This window comes from Desulfosporosinus burensis (assembly GCF_054657535.1).
This window is the reverse complement of sequence record NZ_BAAHYN010000007.1, coordinates 98,533-117,114: the sequence shown is the minus strand read 5'-3', so window position 1 is coordinate 117,114 and position 18,582 is coordinate 98,533. Positions and strand designations below refer to the sequence as shown.

The 18,582-nt window shown below is 42.7% G+C and carries 18 protein-coding genes and 2 pseudogenes; 16 read left to right on the top strand and 4 right to left on the bottom strand.

All coding sequences use genetic code 11. The features are described 5' to 3' along the window. The first annotated feature begins 1 nt into the window (after nucleotide 1). The 4 genes from hisH (at nucleotide 2) to hisIE (ending at nucleotide 2,903) form a co-directional block, all read left to right on the top strand. Complete coding sequence (gene hisH / locus ACYQ3Q_RS13930) at nucleotides 2-631, top strand: imidazole glycerol phosphate synthase subunit HisH (RefSeq protein WP_459929144.1); 630 nt, start codon at nucleotides 2-4, stop codon at nucleotides 629-631. Further along, the gene (hisA, locus tag ACYQ3Q_RS13925) at nucleotides 609-1,388 is read left to right on the top strand and encodes a 1-(5-phosphoribosyl)-5-[(5-phosphoribosylamino)methylideneamino]imidazole-4-carboxamide isomerase (RefSeq protein WP_459929143.1); all 780 of its coding nucleotides are present in this window, start codon (nucleotides 609-611) and stop codon (nucleotides 1,386-1,388) included. Before hisH ends, hisA begins: the two co-directional genes overlap by 23 nt. Continuing rightward, complete coding sequence (hisF, locus tag ACYQ3Q_RS13920) at nucleotides 1,378-2,151, top strand: imidazole glycerol phosphate synthase subunit HisF (protein ID WP_459929142.1); 774 nt, start codon at nucleotides 1,378-1,380, stop codon at nucleotides 2,149-2,151. Before hisA ends, hisF begins: the two co-directional genes overlap by 11 nt. Nucleotides 2,152-2,231: 80 nt before the next feature. After that, complete coding sequence (gene hisIE, locus ACYQ3Q_RS13915) at nucleotides 2,232-2,903, top strand: bifunctional phosphoribosyl-AMP cyclohydrolase/phosphoribosyl-ATP diphosphatase HisIE (RefSeq protein ID WP_459929310.1); 672 nt, start codon at nucleotides 2,232-2,234, stop codon at nucleotides 2,901-2,903. 280 nt (nucleotides 2,904-3,183) lie between these two features. On the opposite strand, the gene ACYQ3Q_RS13910 is transcribed toward hisIE, so the two are convergent. The 3 genes from ACYQ3Q_RS13910 to ACYQ3Q_RS13900 form a co-directional block, all read right to left on the bottom strand. Then, the gene (locus ACYQ3Q_RS13910; RefSeq protein WP_459929141.1) at nucleotides 3,184-3,786 is read right to left on the bottom strand and encodes a hypothetical protein; all 603 of its coding nucleotides are present in this window, start codon (nucleotides 3,784-3,786) and stop codon (nucleotides 3,184-3,186) included. A gap of 397 nt (nucleotides 3,787-4,183) precedes the next feature. Continuing rightward, nucleotides 4,184-4,669, bottom strand: coding sequence for a GNAT family N-acetyltransferase (locus tag ACYQ3Q_RS13905; protein ID WP_459929140.1), 486 nt, complete (start codon nucleotides 4,667-4,669; stop codon nucleotides 4,184-4,186). Nucleotides 4,670-4,826: 157 nt separating this feature from the next. Continuing rightward, complete coding sequence (locus ACYQ3Q_RS13900) at nucleotides 4,827-6,128, bottom strand: aminotransferase class I/II-fold pyridoxal phosphate-dependent enzyme (RefSeq protein WP_459929139.1); 1,302 nt, start codon at nucleotides 6,126-6,128, stop codon at nucleotides 4,827-4,829. Between the two features lie 235 nt (nucleotides 6,129-6,363). On the opposite strand from ACYQ3Q_RS13900, the gene ACYQ3Q_RS13895 reads away from it, so the two are divergent. From ACYQ3Q_RS13895 to ACYQ3Q_RS13885, 3 genes are all read left to right on the top strand, one after another. Then, nucleotides 6,364-7,029: an NUDIX hydrolase gene (locus ACYQ3Q_RS13895; RefSeq protein ID WP_459929138.1), complete on the top strand. Its 666-nt coding sequence runs from the start codon at nucleotides 6,364-6,366 to the stop codon at nucleotides 7,027-7,029. A 483-nt stretch (nucleotides 7,030-7,512) separates the two neighbouring features. Continuing rightward, the gene (locus ACYQ3Q_RS13890) at nucleotides 7,513-7,767 is read left to right on the top strand and encodes a hypothetical protein (RefSeq protein ID WP_459929137.1); all 255 of its coding nucleotides are present in this window, start codon (nucleotides 7,513-7,515) and stop codon (nucleotides 7,765-7,767) included. 38 nt (nucleotides 7,768-7,805) lie between these two features. Beyond that, nucleotides 7,806-8,249, top strand: coding sequence for an acyl-CoA thioesterase (locus ACYQ3Q_RS13885; protein ID WP_459929136.1), 444 nt, complete (start codon nucleotides 7,806-7,808; stop codon nucleotides 8,247-8,249). Here the strand turns inward: ACYQ3Q_RS13885 and ACYQ3Q_RS13880 are convergent. Continuing rightward, the gene (locus tag ACYQ3Q_RS13880) at nucleotides 8,156-8,422 is read right to left on the bottom strand and encodes a 4Fe-4S dicluster domain-containing protein (protein WP_459929135.1); all 267 of its coding nucleotides are present in this window, start codon (nucleotides 8,420-8,422) and stop codon (nucleotides 8,156-8,158) included. The genes ACYQ3Q_RS13885 and ACYQ3Q_RS13880 overlap by 94 nt on opposite strands. 388 nt (nucleotides 8,423-8,810) lie before the next feature. Here ACYQ3Q_RS13880 and ACYQ3Q_RS13875 point away from each other — a divergent pair, with 388 nt between their 5' ends. The 9 genes and pseudogenes from ACYQ3Q_RS13875 (at nucleotide 8,811) to larAH10 (ending at nucleotide 18,106) form a co-directional block, all read left to right on the top strand. Further along, entirely contained in the window at nucleotides 8,811-9,596 is a 786-nt protein-coding gene (locus ACYQ3Q_RS13875) for an enoyl-CoA hydratase/isomerase family protein (RefSeq protein WP_459929134.1), read from the top strand. A 328-nt stretch (nucleotides 9,597-9,924) separates the two neighbouring features. Further along, nucleotides 9,925-10,449, top strand: coding sequence for a signal peptidase I (gene lepB / locus ACYQ3Q_RS13870; protein WP_459929133.1), 525 nt, complete (start codon nucleotides 9,925-9,927; stop codon nucleotides 10,447-10,449). Between the two features lie 24 nt (nucleotides 10,450-10,473). Beyond that, nucleotides 10,474-10,815, top strand: a pseudogene (locus tag ACYQ3Q_RS13865) (DNRLRE domain-containing protein); the annotation flags it as partial. A 32-nt stretch (nucleotides 10,816-10,847) separates the two neighbouring features. Further along, entirely contained in the window at nucleotides 10,848-12,578 is a 1,731-nt protein-coding gene (locus ACYQ3Q_RS13860) for a hypothetical protein (RefSeq protein ID WP_459929132.1), read from the top strand. A gap of 30 nt (nucleotides 12,579-12,608) precedes the next feature. Further along, entirely contained in the window at nucleotides 12,609-13,574 is a 966-nt protein-coding gene (locus tag ACYQ3Q_RS13855) for an MBL fold metallo-hydrolase (protein WP_459929131.1), read from the top strand. Between the two features lie 100 nt (nucleotides 13,575-13,674). Continuing rightward, nucleotides 13,675-13,902 (top strand): annotated as a pseudogene (locus ACYQ3Q_RS13850) (HD-GYP domain-containing protein); the annotation flags it as partial. A 169-nt stretch (nucleotides 13,903-14,071) separates the two neighbouring features. Beyond that, the gene (locus ACYQ3Q_RS13845; protein ID WP_459929130.1) at nucleotides 14,072-15,463 is read left to right on the top strand and encodes an FAD-binding oxidoreductase; all 1,392 of its coding nucleotides are present in this window, start codon (nucleotides 14,072-14,074) and stop codon (nucleotides 15,461-15,463) included. A gap of 4 nt (nucleotides 15,464-15,467) precedes the next feature. Then, nucleotides 15,468-16,751: a (Fe-S)-binding protein gene (locus ACYQ3Q_RS13840; RefSeq protein ID WP_459929129.1), complete on the top strand. Its 1,284-nt coding sequence runs from the start codon at nucleotides 15,468-15,470 to the stop codon at nucleotides 16,749-16,751. A gap of 71 nt (nucleotides 16,752-16,822) precedes the next feature. Continuing rightward, entirely contained in the window at nucleotides 16,823-18,106 is a 1,284-nt protein-coding gene (larAH10, locus tag ACYQ3Q_RS13835; protein ID WP_459929128.1) for an NPN-dependent 2-hydroxyacid racemase, LarAH10 family, read from the top strand. The last annotated feature ends 476 nt before the right edge of the window (nucleotides 18,107-18,582 follow it).

The following is an 18,582-nucleotide window of genomic DNA, read 5'->3' as shown; positions in this document are numbered from 1 at the left end:
AGTGATAGGCATTGTAGATTATGGACGGGGAAACTTAAGAAGTGTCGAAAAAGCGTTGGAAAAGGTCGGTTTCGAGGCAAGAATTTTAACATCCCCTGAGGATCTGAAGGTCGTGAATGGACTCATACTTCCAGGAGTCGGGGCGTTTGCTGATGCGATGGAGGCTTTAAATCGTGGAGGATGGACTCAGCCTATCATCGAGTTTGCCCGTTCGGGTCGCCCTTTTCTGGGGATCTGTTTAGGAATGCAGATTCTCTTTGAGGTTGGAGAAGAACATGGCGAACACGCGGGCTTAGGACTCCTAGCGGGCAGAGTCGTTAAATTTCCGCCTGGCGCTAAGATTCCGCACATGGGCTGGAACAGCCTAAGACTCGAACAACCTTCTCGTTTATTAGAAGGGATTCCCAACGAATCCTATTTTTATTTTGTTCATTCGTATTTTGCGCAACCGAGGGAGACGCGTGATATTATAGCGAGTAGTGACTATGGGGTTGTCTTTCCTGCGATTGTTGGCAAAGACAATGTCTGGGGAGCACAGTTTCACCCGGAAAAATCAAGTCCCTGGGGACTCCAACTTCTTACTAACTTTGGAAAGTGGGTGAATGACAATGTTGCTCTTTCCAGCCATTGATCTAAAAGAGGGGAAAGCGGTACGCCTGTTACAGGGACGGATGGAGGATTCCACGGTTTACTCCAATAACCCCGTTGACTTGGCTAAAGACTTTGAGAGTCAAGGTGCAGAGTATTTACATATTGTTGATCTGAACGGAGCATTTACTGGCAAGCCAGTTAATGATGAGATCATTCGACAGATAGTCGGGAATGTTTCAATGAAGATCCAGGTAGGGGGCGGAATCCGCACAATGGAGCGGCTCACTGATCTTATCGAGTTAGGGGTAGAACGAGTTATTTTAGGGACGATAGCTGTCAAAGATCCGGAGTTGGTTGCCGAAGCAGCGCGTCGCTACGGAAAACGAGTCATTGTGGGCATCGACGCTAAAGAGGGCTTGGTTGCTGTTCAAGGCTGGGCGGAAACGACAGAAATGAGGGCCATAGACTTAGGGCTGGCCGTGAAAGGCATGGGAGTCGAGAGTGTGGTTTTCACAGATATTGCTCGGGATGGAATGCTTCAAGGACCAAATATTGAAAGTACTGTTCAGATGGCTCGGGAAACTGGCCTATCCGTGATTGCATCTGGCGGGATTTCAACCTTGGCAGATCTGCGAAACTTACAAGCCGAGGCCATTAAGGGAGTCTCTATTGAAGGGGTAATCACAGGAAAAGCACTCTATAGTGGGGCCTTTACCCTGAGAGAAGCATTGGAGGCCGCAAATTTTACACCGCTCGACGGGCTATTTGGGAACGGGGGGGAAGATCATGTTAAGTAAGCGGATCATTCCCTGTTTAGACGTCCATGACGGGCGAGTGGTCAAAGGGACCAATTTTGTGCAGTTGCGTGATGCTGGGGATCCCGTGGAACTTGCTGCCCTCTATGATAGGGAAGGTGCAGATGAGCTGATTTTTCTAGATATTACTGCTTCATCGGATAATCGTGAAACGATGGTTGACGTGGTACGCCGAACGGCCGAGCAAGTCTTTATTCCTTTTACGATCGGAGGTGGGCTACGGACTATCGAAGATATACGCCGTATGCTTAGAGCCGGAGCGGACAAAATTGCCCTCAACACCTCAGCAGTTCAGACTCCACGTCTTATTCAAGAAGGGGCCCATGCTTTCGGAAGCCAGTGCATTGTAGTCGCTATTGATGCGCGAAGCACTGCACCCGGTCAATGGGAAGTGTATATTCATGGGGGAAGAACAGCGACAGGCAAGGATGTCTTGGAATGGGCTGCAGAAGCAGAAGCACTAGGTGCAGGAGAGATTCTCTTAACCTCCATGGACCGCGATGGAACCAAGGTTGGTTATGAGTTAGAACTAACTAGAGCTGTGAGTAGAGCGGTTTCCCTGCCTGTTATTGCCAGTGGTGGGGTGGGAACGTTAGAGCATTTAGCAGAAGGGCTAACTCTTGGGGAAGCGGACGCCGTTTTAGCGGCATCGATCTTTCACTATAAGGAGTTCAGCATAGAGGAAGCCAAACGGTATTTAGCAGAGCGAGGAATACTGATTCGAAAAACTGGGGGACTTGTGTGACAACAGCCTTGTCTCTGGGGTCAACCATAAACCTCGACTTAGACGAACGATAGATGATGGTACTGAAAGGTAGAGATACAATGGATGCAAATCAAATAGAAACCTTCGATTTATCAGGGATTCGCTGGGACTCCCATGGGCTTGTTCCCGCGATTGTTCAGGATGTGGAGACTAAAGACGTTCTGATGCTCGCTTATATGAATGAAGAGTCCTTGCGCAGAACACTTCGTGAACGCAAGGCCTGTTATTATAGCAGAAGTCGGCAATCCTTGTGGCTGAAAGGAGAAACCTCCGGACATTTCCAGGAGATCATTGATATCAAGTTTGACTGTGATCAGGATGCTCTGCTCCTGACAGTGCAACAATCTGGCATGGCTTGCCATGAAAACCATTTCTCGTGTTTTCATTATGAATTGACGGGTGAGGGATTTGAAGTCACCGGGAAACCGGAAGTAAGACCCGAGCCAACGCTTGGCAGAGCCTTAGAGCTGTTGACAGATGTCATTCACTCTCGAAACTTGGAACGACCGGAAGGGGCTTATACGACTTATCTGTTTGAAAAGGGGATTGATAAGATCCTCAAAAAGGTCGGAGAGGAAAGCGCTGAAGTTATTATTGCGGCTAAGAACGCCGATCCTGAGGAGATCAAATCTGAAGTGTCGGATTTGTTCTATCATGTCTTGGTGATGATGGAAGAGCGTGGGGTTGGGGTTAAAGAGGTTGGTAAGGAGCTCCTAGCTAGACGTAAGTAAAGGGAGTTAGTTAATAAATAGCAAAAACAAGGCTTGAAGTATTATTATGCTTCCAGCCTTGTTTCTCATTTTTCGGCTCCGGTTGCCTTACCCATTGTCTTAATACTACTCTTTCAACAACTGATTGCGGCCATCGTTTCAAAGCTTATAATGAGTTTTAATCAGCAGGCTAGTAAAATAGGACCTAAAGACGGTAAAAACTAACCAACCTATGACCCACTAAGAGAGGGGGCAGTGTAGGAGAGGTTAGTAGGGAGCTACTGAGCGAGGGAAATAGGGTCTAGATTAAATACTTTACATCAATCTGTAGAGAATCTATGATCTGTTGTATTACATTTTCTAACTTTTCTGGAAAGTCGGCCGTGTCTGTTAAGATTGATACTCTAATGACTTCTTCAGTGTTGTTAATTTTTAACCAATACTCTGTTCCACTGATTAATTCTTCTCCAAATTCAGCAGTCCATTCAGTTATGAATCCATGATATTGACGTTTTTGAATATTACTAACTTTATAAGACCTAAAATCAAAAGGGCTTAAAGCTTTACTAATATTAAGAAAACGTTCTAAATCCTTAAGCTTCCATAACTGTATATACCCCCTGAAACCCCATTCACTATTATCTAAATAGGTACTAAATCGCAGTTCTTCTCCCTTGTCAGGGCTAACATATACTTCCGTAGCATCTGGAACTGAAAATTTTATAGTATAGTCCTTTGTATCATATTGCAGAGGAGTGCAATTAAGCATCGTAGTTTCATAACTCTGAATTGGGATAGAACTATGTTTAATAGTTCTTACCGGGCCTCTGAATAAAAGACTGAGAAATATTAGCACAGTAATAACAAGGGTTATAGCGATGATGACAAACATTTTTTTCCGCATCTAATTACCCTCCTTTTAATGCGTCTCACTTATACTCTATTAATATTCTTGTACAACTATTACCAAATGATTTATATGAGCCTCTTGAGCTTATCGAATCTCCATTCATGTAATATTTCATGATACAAAAATACCCTATAGGGTTGACTTTTGACTGTCTACTCTATAGGGTATTTGTTATTGTATCCGCATAGATTTTCTTTAACGGGGTGAAAGTGGCGGCTTTACCGTGGGAGGTTGGAACCCTAGTAAAACAAGTGCTGGCATAGAAGAGTGAACAATAAATTTAGTCTTCCTGGTGCCGAACGCCTGAAAATGATATAGAAATGATGTTGAGTATGAGTGGATTAGCGCAGAACTGGCGGCCACTTTCAGACGGAAATAGGAGCAGTTGGAATTAGAAGTAATTAGGGATTAAATCAATATTACAGTTGGATAGCTCATACCATACTTCATCTTTACAATAGGCCATACAAATACTCTTTTCATATCTTTGTAATTGCAGTGGTAATATTCTAAAGTTCAATTTTTCGTAGAAAGTTGGATTTATTTCTGAATACAAAAAAATAATATTATTTTCATCATATACAAGATTAACACATTTTCTTAATAATTCAGTAGCATAACCATTATTACTATGGTTTTGTGGTGTTAAAACAGAGCCTATACCAAAGGCTTTTTTCCCGTTAATTCGCTCTAATTTAAGTACTATTGTAGAACTTACAATCTCTCCGTTTTTCTCTATAACATATCTTGTACCAAATGCATCTTCTTTGCTATTGTCAATACAATATTGTTCGAAAGTTCTATTTTTACTCCATTCCCTATATCCTTGTTCAAAAAGTAAACTTATCTCTTCCTGATTAACTTGTCTGAAAATCAAAATATTAGTCTTCCTTTCTTTCGTTATGATCTTGCCGCTGGATGGTTCATCATAAGTTTCGTCTTCGAACCTAAGAATTTGATATAAGAATTGACACTAACAAGAAAAAAGGTTGAAAAAAATATCTCCAACCTTGACTAATTTGTATTCGTATTACTTAATCGTTTTTAGCCGACAAGTCTTGGAACCCTTGATAAATTAGGTCAAAGAGTTGTTTGACTTCTTGTTCCTCGACACACGAGAAGGTAACGCGCACATCGTCTTCCCCAAGTGAAATAACCCCTACTCCGTAATGGTCAAGTAGGTGTATTCGCAAGGTTTCGGAATTTACCCCTTTAAGTTTGAGACACATGAAATACCCTGAATTAAAGGGATAATAATCCCATGCATCGTTATATTCTCCATGCTCGAGGACCTCTTTGACTTTATCAGCACGTTTCTTAAGCAACTCAAATTTAGCTTGTTTTTGAGTTAGGAATTCACTCGATTTAAGGGCATTTATCACAAATGTCTGAGCTGGATGGGAGGAACTGGAAATTGTACCCCGAATAATCCCTAACGTCTTTTTTTCCAACGCATTTAGTACAGCCGGATGCTCAGATGCGTAGGTAATGAACCCGACACGAAATCCCCACATGTAGTCCTCTTTTGTAGCGCCATCCACCTTTATGGCTAATATTCTGGGGTGAATATTGGCGATCCGGGCAAACAGAGATTCCTTGATAGAGTTCTCATAAAACAAACCGTAATAAGCATCGTCAGTAATCACGACCAAGTTCATCCCTTGTTGGGCTACTTCCCTTAAGGCTTCAACGATCTCCGTTGCCTCTTCTTCATTCGGCGTATATCCTGTTGGGTTGTTAGGGAAATTAAGTAACAAAACTGCCTTACCTTGGTCTCGCTTGGAAAGCAAGGCTTCTTTCATGCCGGCCGTATTAAAGGCTCCTTCTTTAGTATAGAAAGGAAAGAGTGCATTTTTTGCTCCTCTACGAACCCCAAAGATGAAGTTATAATTACCCCATAATTTGTCGGGCAAAATCAAGGGGTCGTTTTCGTTAATAAAAAGATCGGCAACGATACTTAAACCATGGGTTAAAGCATTGGTTACGATGGGATTGCTGAAGGTTTTATCCTTTAAAGAAGGATTTTCCTGGAGCATCTTTTCTCGCCACAGTTGCCTTAGCTCGGATTTTCCAGCAGGGGGCGCATAGGGATATAGGTCTTTAGGACCATAATTGTTTAAGGTTTCCTGGATTAAGGGTAAGAACATCGGTTGGCCATTTTCAGTTGCAATTCCAATCGTAGCATTAAAGCGATAGGCCTTCTGGTTAGCCTCCGCAGTTTGGGTTAAAATCCCCTTAGGGTAATACAAATTCTTACCAAGTTCAGATAACAGTTCATAAACAAAGGGATTTTCTTGTTGTATCTGGTTATTTAAGTCTTGAGCAATCTCATTCATTATTTTTTCTCCCTTGCTGCAAAGTTATATTACTTGTTTTTATGTAGAGTTAGGCAACATAAATTTTACACTATATTGTATATTTACACCACCAGGTAATTGCATAGTATATTGTATTATTACAAAGATTTGCTTTTGGCCTTATTCTAGTATCACCAATTTTTTCTGGAAAGGAAGGGATAGTCTGGATTGTGGGCGAATTAACATACAGACAATTGATAAATGGAGTTGGGACATGAATAAATTGACGCTAGAAGGATTGAAAGAGAAGTTACCAGTAGTTCCAGGCATCAATGGAAAAGAAGAATATTTTAACTCTGCGGTTATTGTGTTGCTAATGCTGGTAGACGAAGACTATTATTTTGTGTTTGAAAAAAGGGCAGCTAGGATAAGACAAGCTGGAGAGATATGTTTTCCTGGCGGCAAATTTGATCCTGAACAAGACTCTGATTTTAGAGATACGGCACTAAGAGAAACGGCAGAAGAGCTAGGAATTTCCTCAGATAAGATAACTATTATGGGTTCACTAGATACGGTTGTTGGCGCAATGGGTACCACGGTGGACGCATTTTTAGGCGTAATTGATATATCCAGCTTGGATGATTTAAAACTATGCGTAGATGAAGTAGAAAAGATCTTTACAGTTCCAGTCTCTTTTTTTGTTAATACTGAACCAGAGCTATATAAAGTGAACCACAGAGCACAGCCTTCATACATCAATCAAGCTGGTGAAGAAGTTATCACGTTTCCAGCGAAAGAATTAGGACTTCCAGAGCGGTATACGAAGCCCTGGGGAGCTATGATGAGTAATGTTTTTGTTTATAAGGTTGCAGGAGAAACAATATGGGGAATTACCGCACGATTAATTAAGGACGTTACTGCCAAAATAAAAAGCTTATAGCAATGCAAGTCTCATATGCAAGTTGGGGACAGTTCCTGACTTGCATATGAGACTTGATTCACGCAAGCTGCACGCAAGTTGGGGACGGTTCCTAACTTGTAGGGTGAGACTTTTATTGCAGGCATTATTGGTGATTTTTGAACCGCACTTGGTTTAGCAAAGAAAAGAAGGCAAGAGGACAGTCCCCTTGCCTTCTCGCCTTGCTCCTTCCCGGAGCGGAAGCACAATCTGCTTTCGGCCTTGTTTAATCGAAATTATTTGTGGAAAGAGGATTATGTTCCGCTGTTGGAGAATTGTGAAGTGTTAAGGTTAAAAACGTCATCCCAAGCGTTTGTAAGGTTAAATATTGGGACATTAATATGGGGTGACTAGATAACGAATTCAGATAGTGGAGCTTAGCCGGATATTCAAGAATAGGATCAAAATGATAGGTAGGTATTTCTTATGTTAACCTTGTCAGCAAAAATAGAATTTGTAAAATTTATGAATGAAAAATTCTTGGGCAAAAATCTGGAAAGTATCGAGGTATCTAGTGTCATTGATTGTACTGTGGATTTTGGGGTTGTAGAGTATATTGACGTAGCAGATGATAAAGTTTCAGTATGGGGTCCGGAAAGTCGAGTATTTTGGATTAATTTGAACGATGTTCTTGTCGTAGACTACAACCCACGTGAAGAAGGGGTATGCGTGCTGATCGAAGCTAAGAATAATGTCGAAGTTCGGTTTAAAGTAGTGTGAGATAATCAAGAAATCAGGTACTTGGAGGAGATTGTGTTATGTTGGATTTAGAAGATTTTCCTGTCCATGTTAAAACACCGATTGCCTGGGGAGAAATGGATGCTTATGGTCATATTAATAACATTATTTATTTGAGATATTTTGAAAGCGCCCGGATCCAATACTTTGAAGAGATAGGGCTAAATGATCTAAAATCCAAGACGGGCGTCGGTCCAATATTGGCGCAAATGACTTGTAAGTATCTCAAGCCGCTGGTATATCCAGATCAAATCATCGTCGGTACGAAGGTAAAGTCAATGGGTCAATCGAGCTTTGTTATGGAGTACATAATTGTCAGTGAAAAATTAGGAGTAGCTGCTACTGGAGAAGGGGTAATCGTCATTTTCGATTATAATAATTCCAAAAAGGCGGAATTACCTTTGGCCACCAAGGAAGCTATCGAAATGATAGAAAAGGAAAAACCCGCTATTAACGCCAAGTGACCAGTGGGGCATTCCGCCACACAGTGACCGAAATCTAAACAATAGTCCTCGGCATTGTCTATAGTAGAGGGAAACCCATCTTTGTCCGTAAAACTAATAATCTTTGTTGGGCATTCTTTGGCACAAATACCGTCACGCTTGCATTTGTCCTGATCAATTTTAAATAGACTCATGTCTCTCATCCTTTCTCGTGTTATTCATACATAAAAGAGGATACCTACCAATCCAGAATAGAGTGGCACCTCGTTGTTGTCTGAATTATATGATTGGACATGTTGATAAATGTAAAGATGACAAAAAACTGAAACTTATCTCTTAGATAGTCTAGTTAGTTAAAAAGGACTCGCAGGATCAGCCCTATAATCATAGGAAACTGTATCTTTGTGGGTCCTTAGATACTACTACTCATTGAAAGACTCATCGAAATGAGTGGACATCACGGTGGTAGATCATCAAAAAACTTTCTTAATGTAAATAAAGGAATATTATTAAGTTTGGCGAATCTCGAATTATTAGCAATGAATTGAAATTCATTTTGGGAATTGAAAGGTGGATGGCTTTATGGATTGGAAAACAGTTAAGCTGGATATTATGGAGACTGGAGTAGCGGTGCTTACCTTTAATCGACCTGAAACCATGAATTCGGTCAATGATCAGATTTGTGCGGATGTTCAGGCTGCTTGCAAGGAGGCCGCTGAAAATGATGCTGTGAAAGTCATAGTCCTGACTGGAGCGGGTAAGGGGTGGTCTAGCGGGGGAGATATTTCTATGTTAGCTAAAATAAAAGACCCGATCAGCGCCAAGGAGACTTATGATGCCTCAGGTGAACTTGTAAAGGCGATCTATGAAATGAAAAAACCGGTCATAGCGGCACTTAATGGAGTAGTAGCAGGTGCTTCTGTGGCTGCCTGCCTAGCTTGCGACTTGATTATTGCCTCTGAAAAAGCACGTATGGGCTTTACCTTTATGCAATTAGCTTTTTGTCCGGATAGTGGGGCATCGCATTTTCTTATTCAAAAAGTGGGCTATCATAAGGCTCTGGAATTACTGTGGTTTGGTAAAATCATTAATGCTGAAGAAGCAGAGAAACTAGGACTGTTGAATAAAGTAGTTCCCCATGAGGAGTGCCTGCCTGAGGCAATAAGATGGGCAGAAAAGTTAGCTTTGCAGCCATTAATGACCGTTGGTCTCGATAAGAAACTATTGCGCGAGGCCTGGAAAAATGATTATTATCAACAGACTGAGCTGGAGGCCATGTATCAAGTACTGACCTGGTCTTCAGAGGATTTCAAAGAAGGCTGTGCGGCCTTTGCTGAGAAACGTAAACCCGTGTTTAAGAATAGATAAGAGATAACATAATCACTAGAAAACAAGGCTGGCTGGAAGAATTTAGAGCTTCGAGCCAGCCTTGTTTCTTTACTTTATTGGCAGGTAGGGGTATATTAGGTTTTAGCGGATGTGGAGTTTATCAAGGAGGTTCAGCGTGAAAGTTACGGATTTTACACACATTATTCATTCGGCTATGCCTGTTTTCAAGCAGATGGTTCACCAGTGCGAGCATTTTCTATAGAAGACGAGGATGGGTTCTTCTCTGGTTGACGAACGCTCGCATAGGCTTAATAAGTTCTGAGGGTGTCAGAAGTCTTGGATTTTATGATTTGAGGGGGATCAAGGTTTGAATTTGCGTTTCAAAAATCTATTAGAATGGTTAGGAATAATCGCATTTGCTTTTTTTCTATTTATCACAATAAGAACATTCCTTTTAGATACGAGGATTGTACCTACAGCGTCAATGTTACCAACAATTCAACTGCAGGATAGACTAATAGTAGATAAACTACTATTTAAATTTAGTTACATTGAACGTGGTGATGTTGTAGTTTTCCGTGCGCCTCCATCTTCAGGTGAGAAAGATGATCTCTTAAAGAGAGTTATTGGACTACCTGGAGAAGAAATTGAGGTTAAAGATGGCATAGTGCTGGTCAATGGAGATGCACTTGAAGAGAATTATCTTCAAGAAAAGCCTAATTACCAATACAATTCTGTTCGAGTTCCCCCTGATTCATATTTTGTCCTAGGCGACAATCGACGGAGTAGTAACGATAGTCATATGTGGGGATTTGTGCCTAAGCAAAATATTGAGGGAAAGGTATGGATACGTTATTGGCCACTTAATTCATTTGGAACGTTAAAAGGGTAATCTTCCTGTAATAATACCCAACCCACGATTAAGTCAACTCCGGAATCGACAATAACTAGTAATACTGCCAATGCCTACTGGCAGTGGGATATTACTCAGTTAGCCAAGGACTGGTACAGCGGTACTCAGGCCAATTACGGAGTCATGCTAAAACAACAAAATGAAGGCACCTCCCCCTATCGGTCTTTTAATACGGTGGAAGCTGGACCCACTAACAATACCCCGCGACTTACAATCAACTATACCGTCGATCCGATCGGGTTAGAGAATTTTTGGGGTTACACTAAGGACGGCGTTAATCCTGCCAATGGTAATCTGGTTTTACAAGAGACGGACCTTTCATTCCCGGTCGGGGTATTCCCGTAAGTGTCACCCGGACTAACAATAGTCGCAAGTCAATGACCGCAGGAATTTTTGGTTACAGCTGGTTCAGCAACCTCGAAACCCGCCTTGTCGATGCGGGAACCGGACCCATCACGTTAGTGGATGGTGACAATACCCGCCACATTTTCGGTGAAATTGCCGGGGGTGGCTATGTCGCTGCCGGTGGGATTTATTTAACCCTCGTGAAAAACGGAGACGCAACGTACACTATTACCCAAGCCGACGGGACAAAAGTAAATTACAACACCAGCGGCAAGGTTGCTTCCATTGTCGACACCACATCCTTTACCTACGACGGTAATGGAAAACTAACCACAATTCAAGATGCCTCCGGACGAACAACTTCCCTTGTCTATGGGACGAATGGATACGTCTCCAGCATTACGGACCCGGCTAACCGGACCGTAGCCTATGAGTACGATGTCAACGGAAACCTAACGAAGGTCACGGATACCGCCGGAAAATTCACAACCTATGGGTATGACGCCACCCATAACCTGACCGGCATAACCAATCCCCGGAACATCACGACCACCGTGGGATACGGTGCCTCAGACCGAGTGGCCAATGTGAATCGCCCCATTACCATAGATGGCGTATCCACAACCAGCACCACTAATTACGTCTTCGACATCACGAATAAGGTAACAACGGTCACCGACGGAGAAGGCCGCAGAGTAGACTACACCTATAATGCCAACGGCAACATTGTCCAGGTCACGGAAAACCCACTGGATGCCCAAAACAAGGCCATCACCACCTTCGACTATGACAACAACAATAACTTGACCCAGGTGAAAGACCCCAATACCAATAAAATCAGTGGAACAAGTGCCTATATTTACACCTATGACGCCAATGGCAATATCACAGAGGTCCAGCTCCCCGAGAACCAACGAGCTTCAAACACCTACGATACCAATAATAACCTTATCTCAGCCACGGATTATAACCGCAATACCAGTTCTTCAAGCTATGATACGAAAAACAACAAAACGGAAGCCACCGATCCTAATCTTCAGACTTCGGCCACTCGCTACGCTGCTAATGGAAACCTGCTTAATTACACCAACACCATGTCCGCAGCAGATAACCTAATTCCTAACTCCGGTTTTGAACTGGACAATGACGCCAACAACTGGCCAGATAACTGGACTAAATCGACAGAGCCGAACAAGACGGCGACCTATGCTTGGTCAACCACTGCCAAACTTGGTCAAAAATCGGTCAGTGTTTCCAACCCGACGGGTTGGGCTATCGTAGGGACAGACCTGTTCCCTTATACTGCAGGAGATAAGTATGTTATTAGTGGCTATGTTAAAACAGTGGCTACGACGAACACGGCTGTCGTCAAGCTAGCATTTTATGACGCGAATAACGTCTGGATTGACCAGCAAACAGCCTATCAGCTCAAAGGCACTAACGACTGGACAAGAGTCCAAGCCGTAATCGACAGCGTTCCAGCCAATACAGCCAAGATTCAACTTACTGTTGGCTTAAATGCCGGATCAGGGACAGCCTATTTTGACGGGATTCAGCTAGAAAAGGGAACCACTTTAAGCGCTTATAATCTGATCGATAACTCCAGCTTGGAACGGGATGCTAATGCGGATAATCTTCCCGATAACTGGACCACGAGCGGTAATCTATCTGTTAATGACAAAATGGATGAGAATGTTAATCCCGACGACGACAAAGTGATAATTGAAATCTGCGGCATTTTTCAGAGCAAGTGGTTTTGCTGATTGAGAAGTCGATTAATTTGGAGGCATTAGATGATTACTGAAGTTTACCCCAATATTTTCAAGAACGAGATACCTCTCCCTAAAAATCCTTTAAAAGCTATCAATAGTTATATCATCCTATCTGAAAGTAGAAATTTGATCATCGATACAGGATTTAACACAGCAGAATGCTTGACCGAGTTAATGAAGGGTCTAGAAGAGTTAAACATTGACATAAGCAAGACTGATCTCCTGATTACCCATATGCATAGTGATCACGCAGGTCTTGCTCCTGCCCTAAAAAGACAAGGAGTACATGGCATATATTTTAGTCAGATTGATGGAGAAATTTTAAATCAAACGTCCGAGAGGGATCTGTTTTTCGAATCCTTAAACCAACTATTAGGCTTTGAAAACGGTACTTCTATAAACTTTGGTAAAGAATTTGGGGCCAGACAGATCGAGCCTCTTGAATTTAGCCCATTGTGTGAAGGAAACAAAATTGTACTAGGGGATTATAGTTTCGAAGTCGTGGATCTTCCAGGGCATACGCCTGGGCAGATTGGCTTGTATGAGAAAACCCATCAGCTGTTTTTTTGTGGAGACCATATCCTAGATGAAATTACTCCGAATATTACATTTTGGGGATTTGAACAAGATATTTTGGCAACCTATTTCAAGAGCTTAAACAAGGTATATGAGTATGAAATTGATTACTTATTTACGGCTCATAGAAAAATCATCAGGGATCACAGAAAAAGAATTACTGAGCTTCTGAGTCATCATAAAGAACGTCTCCAAGAGATTTTAGGTATTTTAAAAGAAGGTAGCAAGACCCCAATTGCAATGGCTGCCTCAATGCACTGGGATCTAAGTCATAAAAGATGGGCTGACTTTCCATCTTCTCAAAAATGGTTTGCTTCAGGTGAAGCACTATCTCATTTAGAACATTTAGTCCATCTCGGACTTGTTGAGCGGATAAATAAGGATGGGGTGCTTCTTTATGAGCTTAAGTGATACGCTCAGTTAAAGCTGAACATCGAGCCTGCGGTGAGGATGCCGAAAGGCTATGACCGACCTCCTGGTTGATTTTAAAGTATAGTTGGAGCTATTAGTCAAAGGTTTAAAAGGTACAGAAATAACACTTCAGTCAAGAATTATTAGCATCGCAGATGCCTATGATGCTATGACTAGTGAAAGAAGTTATCGTAGTGCTTTACCAGAAAAAATTGCGAGGGAAGAACTTCAGATAAATTCTGGTACTCAGTTTGATCCAGACTTGCTAAGTGTATTTATTGAAAAGGTATTATTTAAGCATGGGGACGACTCATTGGCCCAAGCATGATGCTGCATGGGCCAATTTTTTATTGAGCAAGAGAAGGAAAGGCGTTTGCCGGCCTCTCTTTGTCGATTTTAAAGGATATTTAGAACAGACAGCGAAATAATATCTTGTTATATAGTTCAACGAAAATCTCATTTAAACAAAAGGATCCCACTGAAGGAGGTAACGAGTTTTGAAGCCAGAGATCATTCAGAAGCTTAGTGAAATTGTCGGCAAAGACAACTTATATACAACCTTAGAGGATCTATATTGTTATACCTATGACGCCTCTTTTGTTAAGGCAGATCTGAAGAAGGATTTAGCGGGAGTTGCTGTGTATCCGGGTAACACAGAAGAAGTAGCACAGATTCTTAAACTGGCTAATCAAGAGATGATTCCAGTCGTTCCACGCGGCGCAGGGTCCAATGTCAGCGGAGGAACTATTTCCGTTGGGGATTGTATCGTTCTGGTTCTCAAGAGAATGAACAAAATACTAGAACTTGATCGGAAGAATTTAATCGCTGTGGTGGAACCGGGCGTAATTACTGGCCAGTTGCAGAGTGAAGTTGAGCGAATGGGTTTGTTTTATCCTCCCGATCCCGCCAGCCTAGCTTTCTCAACGATGGGTGGAAATGTGGCGGAATGTGCAGGAGGACCACGTGGCGTTAAATATGGAGTGACTCGGGACTATGTTATCGGGCTTGAGGTTGTGCTGCCGACCGGGGAGGTTATTAATACCGGTGGAAAAACGATCAAGAACGTAACGGGTTACGATATGACGAAACTGTTTACGGGTTCAGAGGGAACGTTGTGTGTCATCACCAAAGTTATTGTCAAACTTATCCCGTTACCTGAAGCTAAGAGCACCATGATGGCGGTGTTTTCTGAGATCGAACAAGCGTGTGAGACGGTCTCTGAAATCATTGCTGGGGGATTGGTTCCTTGCTCACTCGAATTATTAGATAATATTTATATCAAAAATATCGAGGACTATGCCAAGGTGGGATTACCCACGGAGGCTGGTGCTGTGCTCTTAATCGAAGTTGATGGGGATTCTGAAATCTTAGCTAAGCAGATTGCGAAGATAGAACAAGTCTGCCAACGACTAGGGGCTGTCCAGATCCGGATTGCCAAGACGAAAGAAGAAGCAGAAGAATTATGGCGTGCTCGCCGCTCAGCTTTTGCCGCTGTATCGAGGGTAAAACCGACCATTATCGGTGAAGATGCGACCGTTCCACGGAGCAGCATTCCGATAGCTGTGAGGCGGATTCAGGAAATTGCAGCTAAGTATAACATTATTATTGCAATACTCGGACATGCCGGAGATGGCAATTTGCATGCCACGATCCTGACCGATGAAACGGATCTGGAGGAGGCGGCGCGGGTAGAAAAAGCCATCGATGAGATCTTTATAGCGACGGTGGAACTAGGCGGATCCTTAAGTGGTGAGCATGGTATCGGTCGGGCAAAATCCAAGTATATTACTCGACAGACTGGGGATGTTGGACTGGAAGTACAACACCGGATTAAACAAGCACTTGATCCTAACAACATATTAAACCCTGGCGTAATGTTTGGAGTGTGATGGGATGGAACGTTCATTTGAGTCATGGGAGAAAGAAGTCATCCGCTGTATTCGGTGTGGTGCCTGCCAAAATGTCTGTCCAGTCTTTAAAGAGTTACAAGCAGAATCCACGGTTGCCAGAGGACGAGTGAAGCTGATTCGTGGAGTTATTAATAATGATTTGGATTTCACTGAAGGTTTAATCGACAAGATGTCCTTGTGTTTGATGTGTAAGGCCTGCGTAGTTAACTGTCCGAGTGGTGTGAAAGTCGACAAGCTGGTGGAAGCAGCCCGCAAGGAAATCACCGCCAAGAAAGGGCTCTCACCGCTTAAGAACCTGATTTTCCGGTTGGTTTTAAAAAATCGTTGGGTGTTTAACACGGGAATGAGGACAGGACGAATTTTCCAAGGCCTATTCTTCCGTAAAGGACCTAATGGCCAAGGAATGTTACCGAGAATGTCCCTGGGGATAGATAAGAGAAGACTTCTCTCACCCCTCGCCCCAAAACCGTTTAAAATGCTGTACCCAGAAGTAGTCAAAGTTCCAGAGGCAACTATGAGGGTAGCCTTTTTTACGGGGTGTATGATCAACTACATTTATACGGATACCGGTCGGGCTGTGATCAACGTCCTAAAACAAAATGGAGTGGAGGTTGTCATTCCGGCTCTCCAAAACTGCTGTGGTACGCCAGTCAGGATTAATGGGGACTATCAAACGGCTAAAGAAATGGCTAGGGCAAATATCGATGTCTTCCTGAAGGAGGAGGTCGATGCCGTAATCGTGGCCTGTGGCACGTGCGGTTTAAGTCTTAAGGAAGAGTATGCTGAGTTACTTGAGGATGATCCGATCTATGCTGAGAAGGCGAAGAAGCTTGGGACTATGATCAAGGATTTCACAGAACTGGTGGTTTCCTTGGCGGGGTTCGAGGATAAAATGGGTTGTTTGCCAATCAAGGTTACCTACCATGATCCTTGTCACCTGGTTAGAGGATTAAAGGTCAAAGAGCAACCCAGACAGATCATCAGAAGTATCCCGGGGTTGACGTTTGAAGAAATGAATAAACCGGATACTTGCTGTGGTAGTGCAGGTTCCTTCAGCTTATACCACTACGAGCTTTCCACAAAAATCAATGACCATAAAGTTGAGACTATTAAGCAGACGAACGCAGAGGTGTTGGTGACAGGGTGTTCTGCTTGTCGAATGCACATCGCGGACGGTCTGCATCGCCAGGGAGTTTCTGTGCAGGTGATGCATACGGCACAACTTTTGGAAATGGCTTATGAAGCTAAGCAAAATAAGGGAAGCTAGGAAGAAAGAGAATAGAGAAAAGGGGAACCTCCTTTGAAAAACGCCATCAAGATAGAAAGGGAGAGTAAAGGATGAATAGTTTTAACCTTGCCTATGGTAAAGAGGCGTTGTCTTTTAGTCTTTCGTCTTCCGTGAAGGTTAAGGAAATTGAAGCAAAGGCCAGTCAGCCAATTTTGGATATAGAACAGGCGATTCTTCAGGCTCTGGACCATCCCCTTGGCACGGCACCACTTATCGAGGTGGTAAGGCCAGGAGATAAAGTAGTGATTATAGTTAGTGACCTTACTCGGCTATGGGTACGAACAGATGTTCTTTTGCCGGTATTGTTGGATGTTTTAAATGGGGCAGGAATACCAGATGAGGACATTTCTCTTGTAACGGCAACCGGGGACCACCGCTTGCTGACCTTAGAAGAACACAATGCAATTTGTGGGGCTAGAGTTTTGGAAAGGGTTCCGATCTTCGATCACGAGTGTCATGCCCAGGATTTGGTGGATTTGGGCAAATCCTCACGTGGAACACCTATTCTTGTAAACCGTCGGGTGTGGGAAGCGGACAAGGTGATTCTGACCGGTGGAATTGCGTATCATTTGCTGGCAGGATTTGGTGGTGGTCGTAAGTCTATTGCGCCTGGAGTTTGTGGTTACGAGATGATTCAGCAAAACCATGCTTTAGCACTTCAAGGAGGAGGGCCCTCAGGAATTAATCCAAACATAGAGACTGGAAAAATGGAGGGCAATCCGGTTGCTGAGGATATGTTAGAAATTGCGCGTCTAGTGGGCGTGGATTTCATACTGAACGTCGTTGTTAACGAGAAGAAGGAATTTGTCTATCTTGCAGCCGGTGAATTACATCAGGCTCATTTAGCAGGCTGCAGGGTTACCGAAGAAATCTTCGGAATTGAAATCGAAGCAAAAGCGGAGTTAGTGATCGTTTCGAGTGGTGGGTATCCCAAAGATACTCAGCTTTACCAATCAATCAAGGCCCTGGATAATGCTAGTTATGCGGTACAAGAAGGTGGAGTTATTATCTTGGTTAGTGAATGCTCAGAGGGAGTAGGTTCTCAACCTTTTCAGGAGTTTTTTAAGGATGACGCGGTGGAAGGAATGAATTCCAGACTTCATGCTGACTTTACCATGCCAGGCTATATAAGCTTGAAAACAGCGAGCATCTGTCAAAAGTCACCCGTGATTTTGATTAGTTCCTTACCAGATGAGTTGGTTAAACGTGTAAAGATGATTCCAGCTCATTCCCCGGCAGAAGCTTTGCAGTTAGCAAGTGAACTACTTGGACGTCAACCTGAATCCGTTTATATAATGCCTCACGGTGGAAACACTTTTCCGATCTTGATTTAATTATGATTGTCCTATACCATTTAACGGGTTTTTAGTCTTATAACAACTGAGTTGCTGCCTTAAATAGTAGTTTTTAGGCTTAGCTTTTCTTTTAGAAGGGGTATGTAGCTCATATTTTTAGTGAAGAGGTCTGCCTCCTGTCCGGAAAATGGATAGGGGGTTTTTATGTTTATTTTAAGTTCGTAATAAATTTGTACAGACACCTTAGGATCTGCTAATTTACAGGCAGGGTAAAAGAGTTCTTACTTTCTAATACTAGATCTTATTTGGCGCTTTTTAAATCAGGGCTTAAATATATGTCAGTAGCATGTCCAGTTTCCCTATGACAGTCTAGACATGATTGAGATTTTTTAATAGTTTCATAATGATTAACCTTAAGTGTGTTGGTTAGCTTTAGCGTTGGATATACTATATTATCCCCTAAATGATACTCGAGACAATTTTGTTCAAAGATAAGAGCTCTGGTTGGTATAGTA

Bases quoted from the DNA above. Each gene is read 5' to 3' on its own strand.
- hisA (WP_459929143.1), top strand. From the start codon at position 609: ATGTTGCTCTTTCCAGCCATTGATCTAAAAGAGGGGAAAGCGGTACGC.
- hisF (WP_459929142.1), top strand. From the start codon at position 1,378: ATGTTAAGTAAGCGGATCATTCCCTGTTTAGACGTCCATGACGGGCGA.
- hisIE (WP_459929310.1), top strand. From the start codon at position 2,232: ATGGATGCAAATCAAATAGAAACCTTCGATTTATCAGGGATTCGCTGG.
- ACYQ3Q_RS13910 (WP_459929141.1), bottom strand. From the start codon at position 3,786: ATGCGGAAAAAAATGTTTGTCATCATCGCTATAACCCTTGTTATTACT.
- ACYQ3Q_RS13900 (WP_459929139.1), bottom strand. From the start codon at position 6,128: ATGAATGAGATTGCTCAAGACTTAAATAACCAGATACAACAAGAAAAT.
- ACYQ3Q_RS13895 (WP_459929138.1), top strand. From the start codon at position 6,364: ATGAATAAATTGACGCTAGAAGGATTGAAAGAGAAGTTACCAGTAGTT.
- ACYQ3Q_RS13890 (WP_459929137.1), top strand. From the start codon at position 7,513: ATGAATGAAAAATTCTTGGGCAAAAATCTGGAAAGTATCGAGGTATCT.
- ACYQ3Q_RS13885 (WP_459929136.1), top strand. From the start codon at position 7,806: ATGTTGGATTTAGAAGATTTTCCTGTCCATGTTAAAACACCGATTGCC.
- ACYQ3Q_RS13880 (WP_459929135.1), bottom strand. From the start codon at position 8,422: ATGAGTCTATTTAAAATTGATCAGGACAAATGCAAGCGTGACGGTATT.
- ACYQ3Q_RS13875 (WP_459929134.1), top strand. From the start codon at position 8,811: ATGGATTGGAAAACAGTTAAGCTGGATATTATGGAGACTGGAGTAGCG.
- ACYQ3Q_RS13860 (WP_459929132.1), top strand. From the start codon at position 10,848: ATGACCGCAGGAATTTTTGGTTACAGCTGGTTCAGCAACCTCGAAACC.
- ACYQ3Q_RS13855 (WP_459929131.1), top strand. From the start codon at position 12,609: ATGATTACTGAAGTTTACCCCAATATTTTCAAGAACGAGATACCTCTC.
- ACYQ3Q_RS13840 (WP_459929129.1), top strand. From the start codon at position 15,468: ATGGAACGTTCATTTGAGTCATGGGAGAAAGAAGTCATCCGCTGTATT.
- larAH10 (WP_459929128.1), top strand. From the start codon at position 16,823: ATGAATAGTTTTAACCTTGCCTATGGTAAAGAGGCGTTGTCTTTTAGT.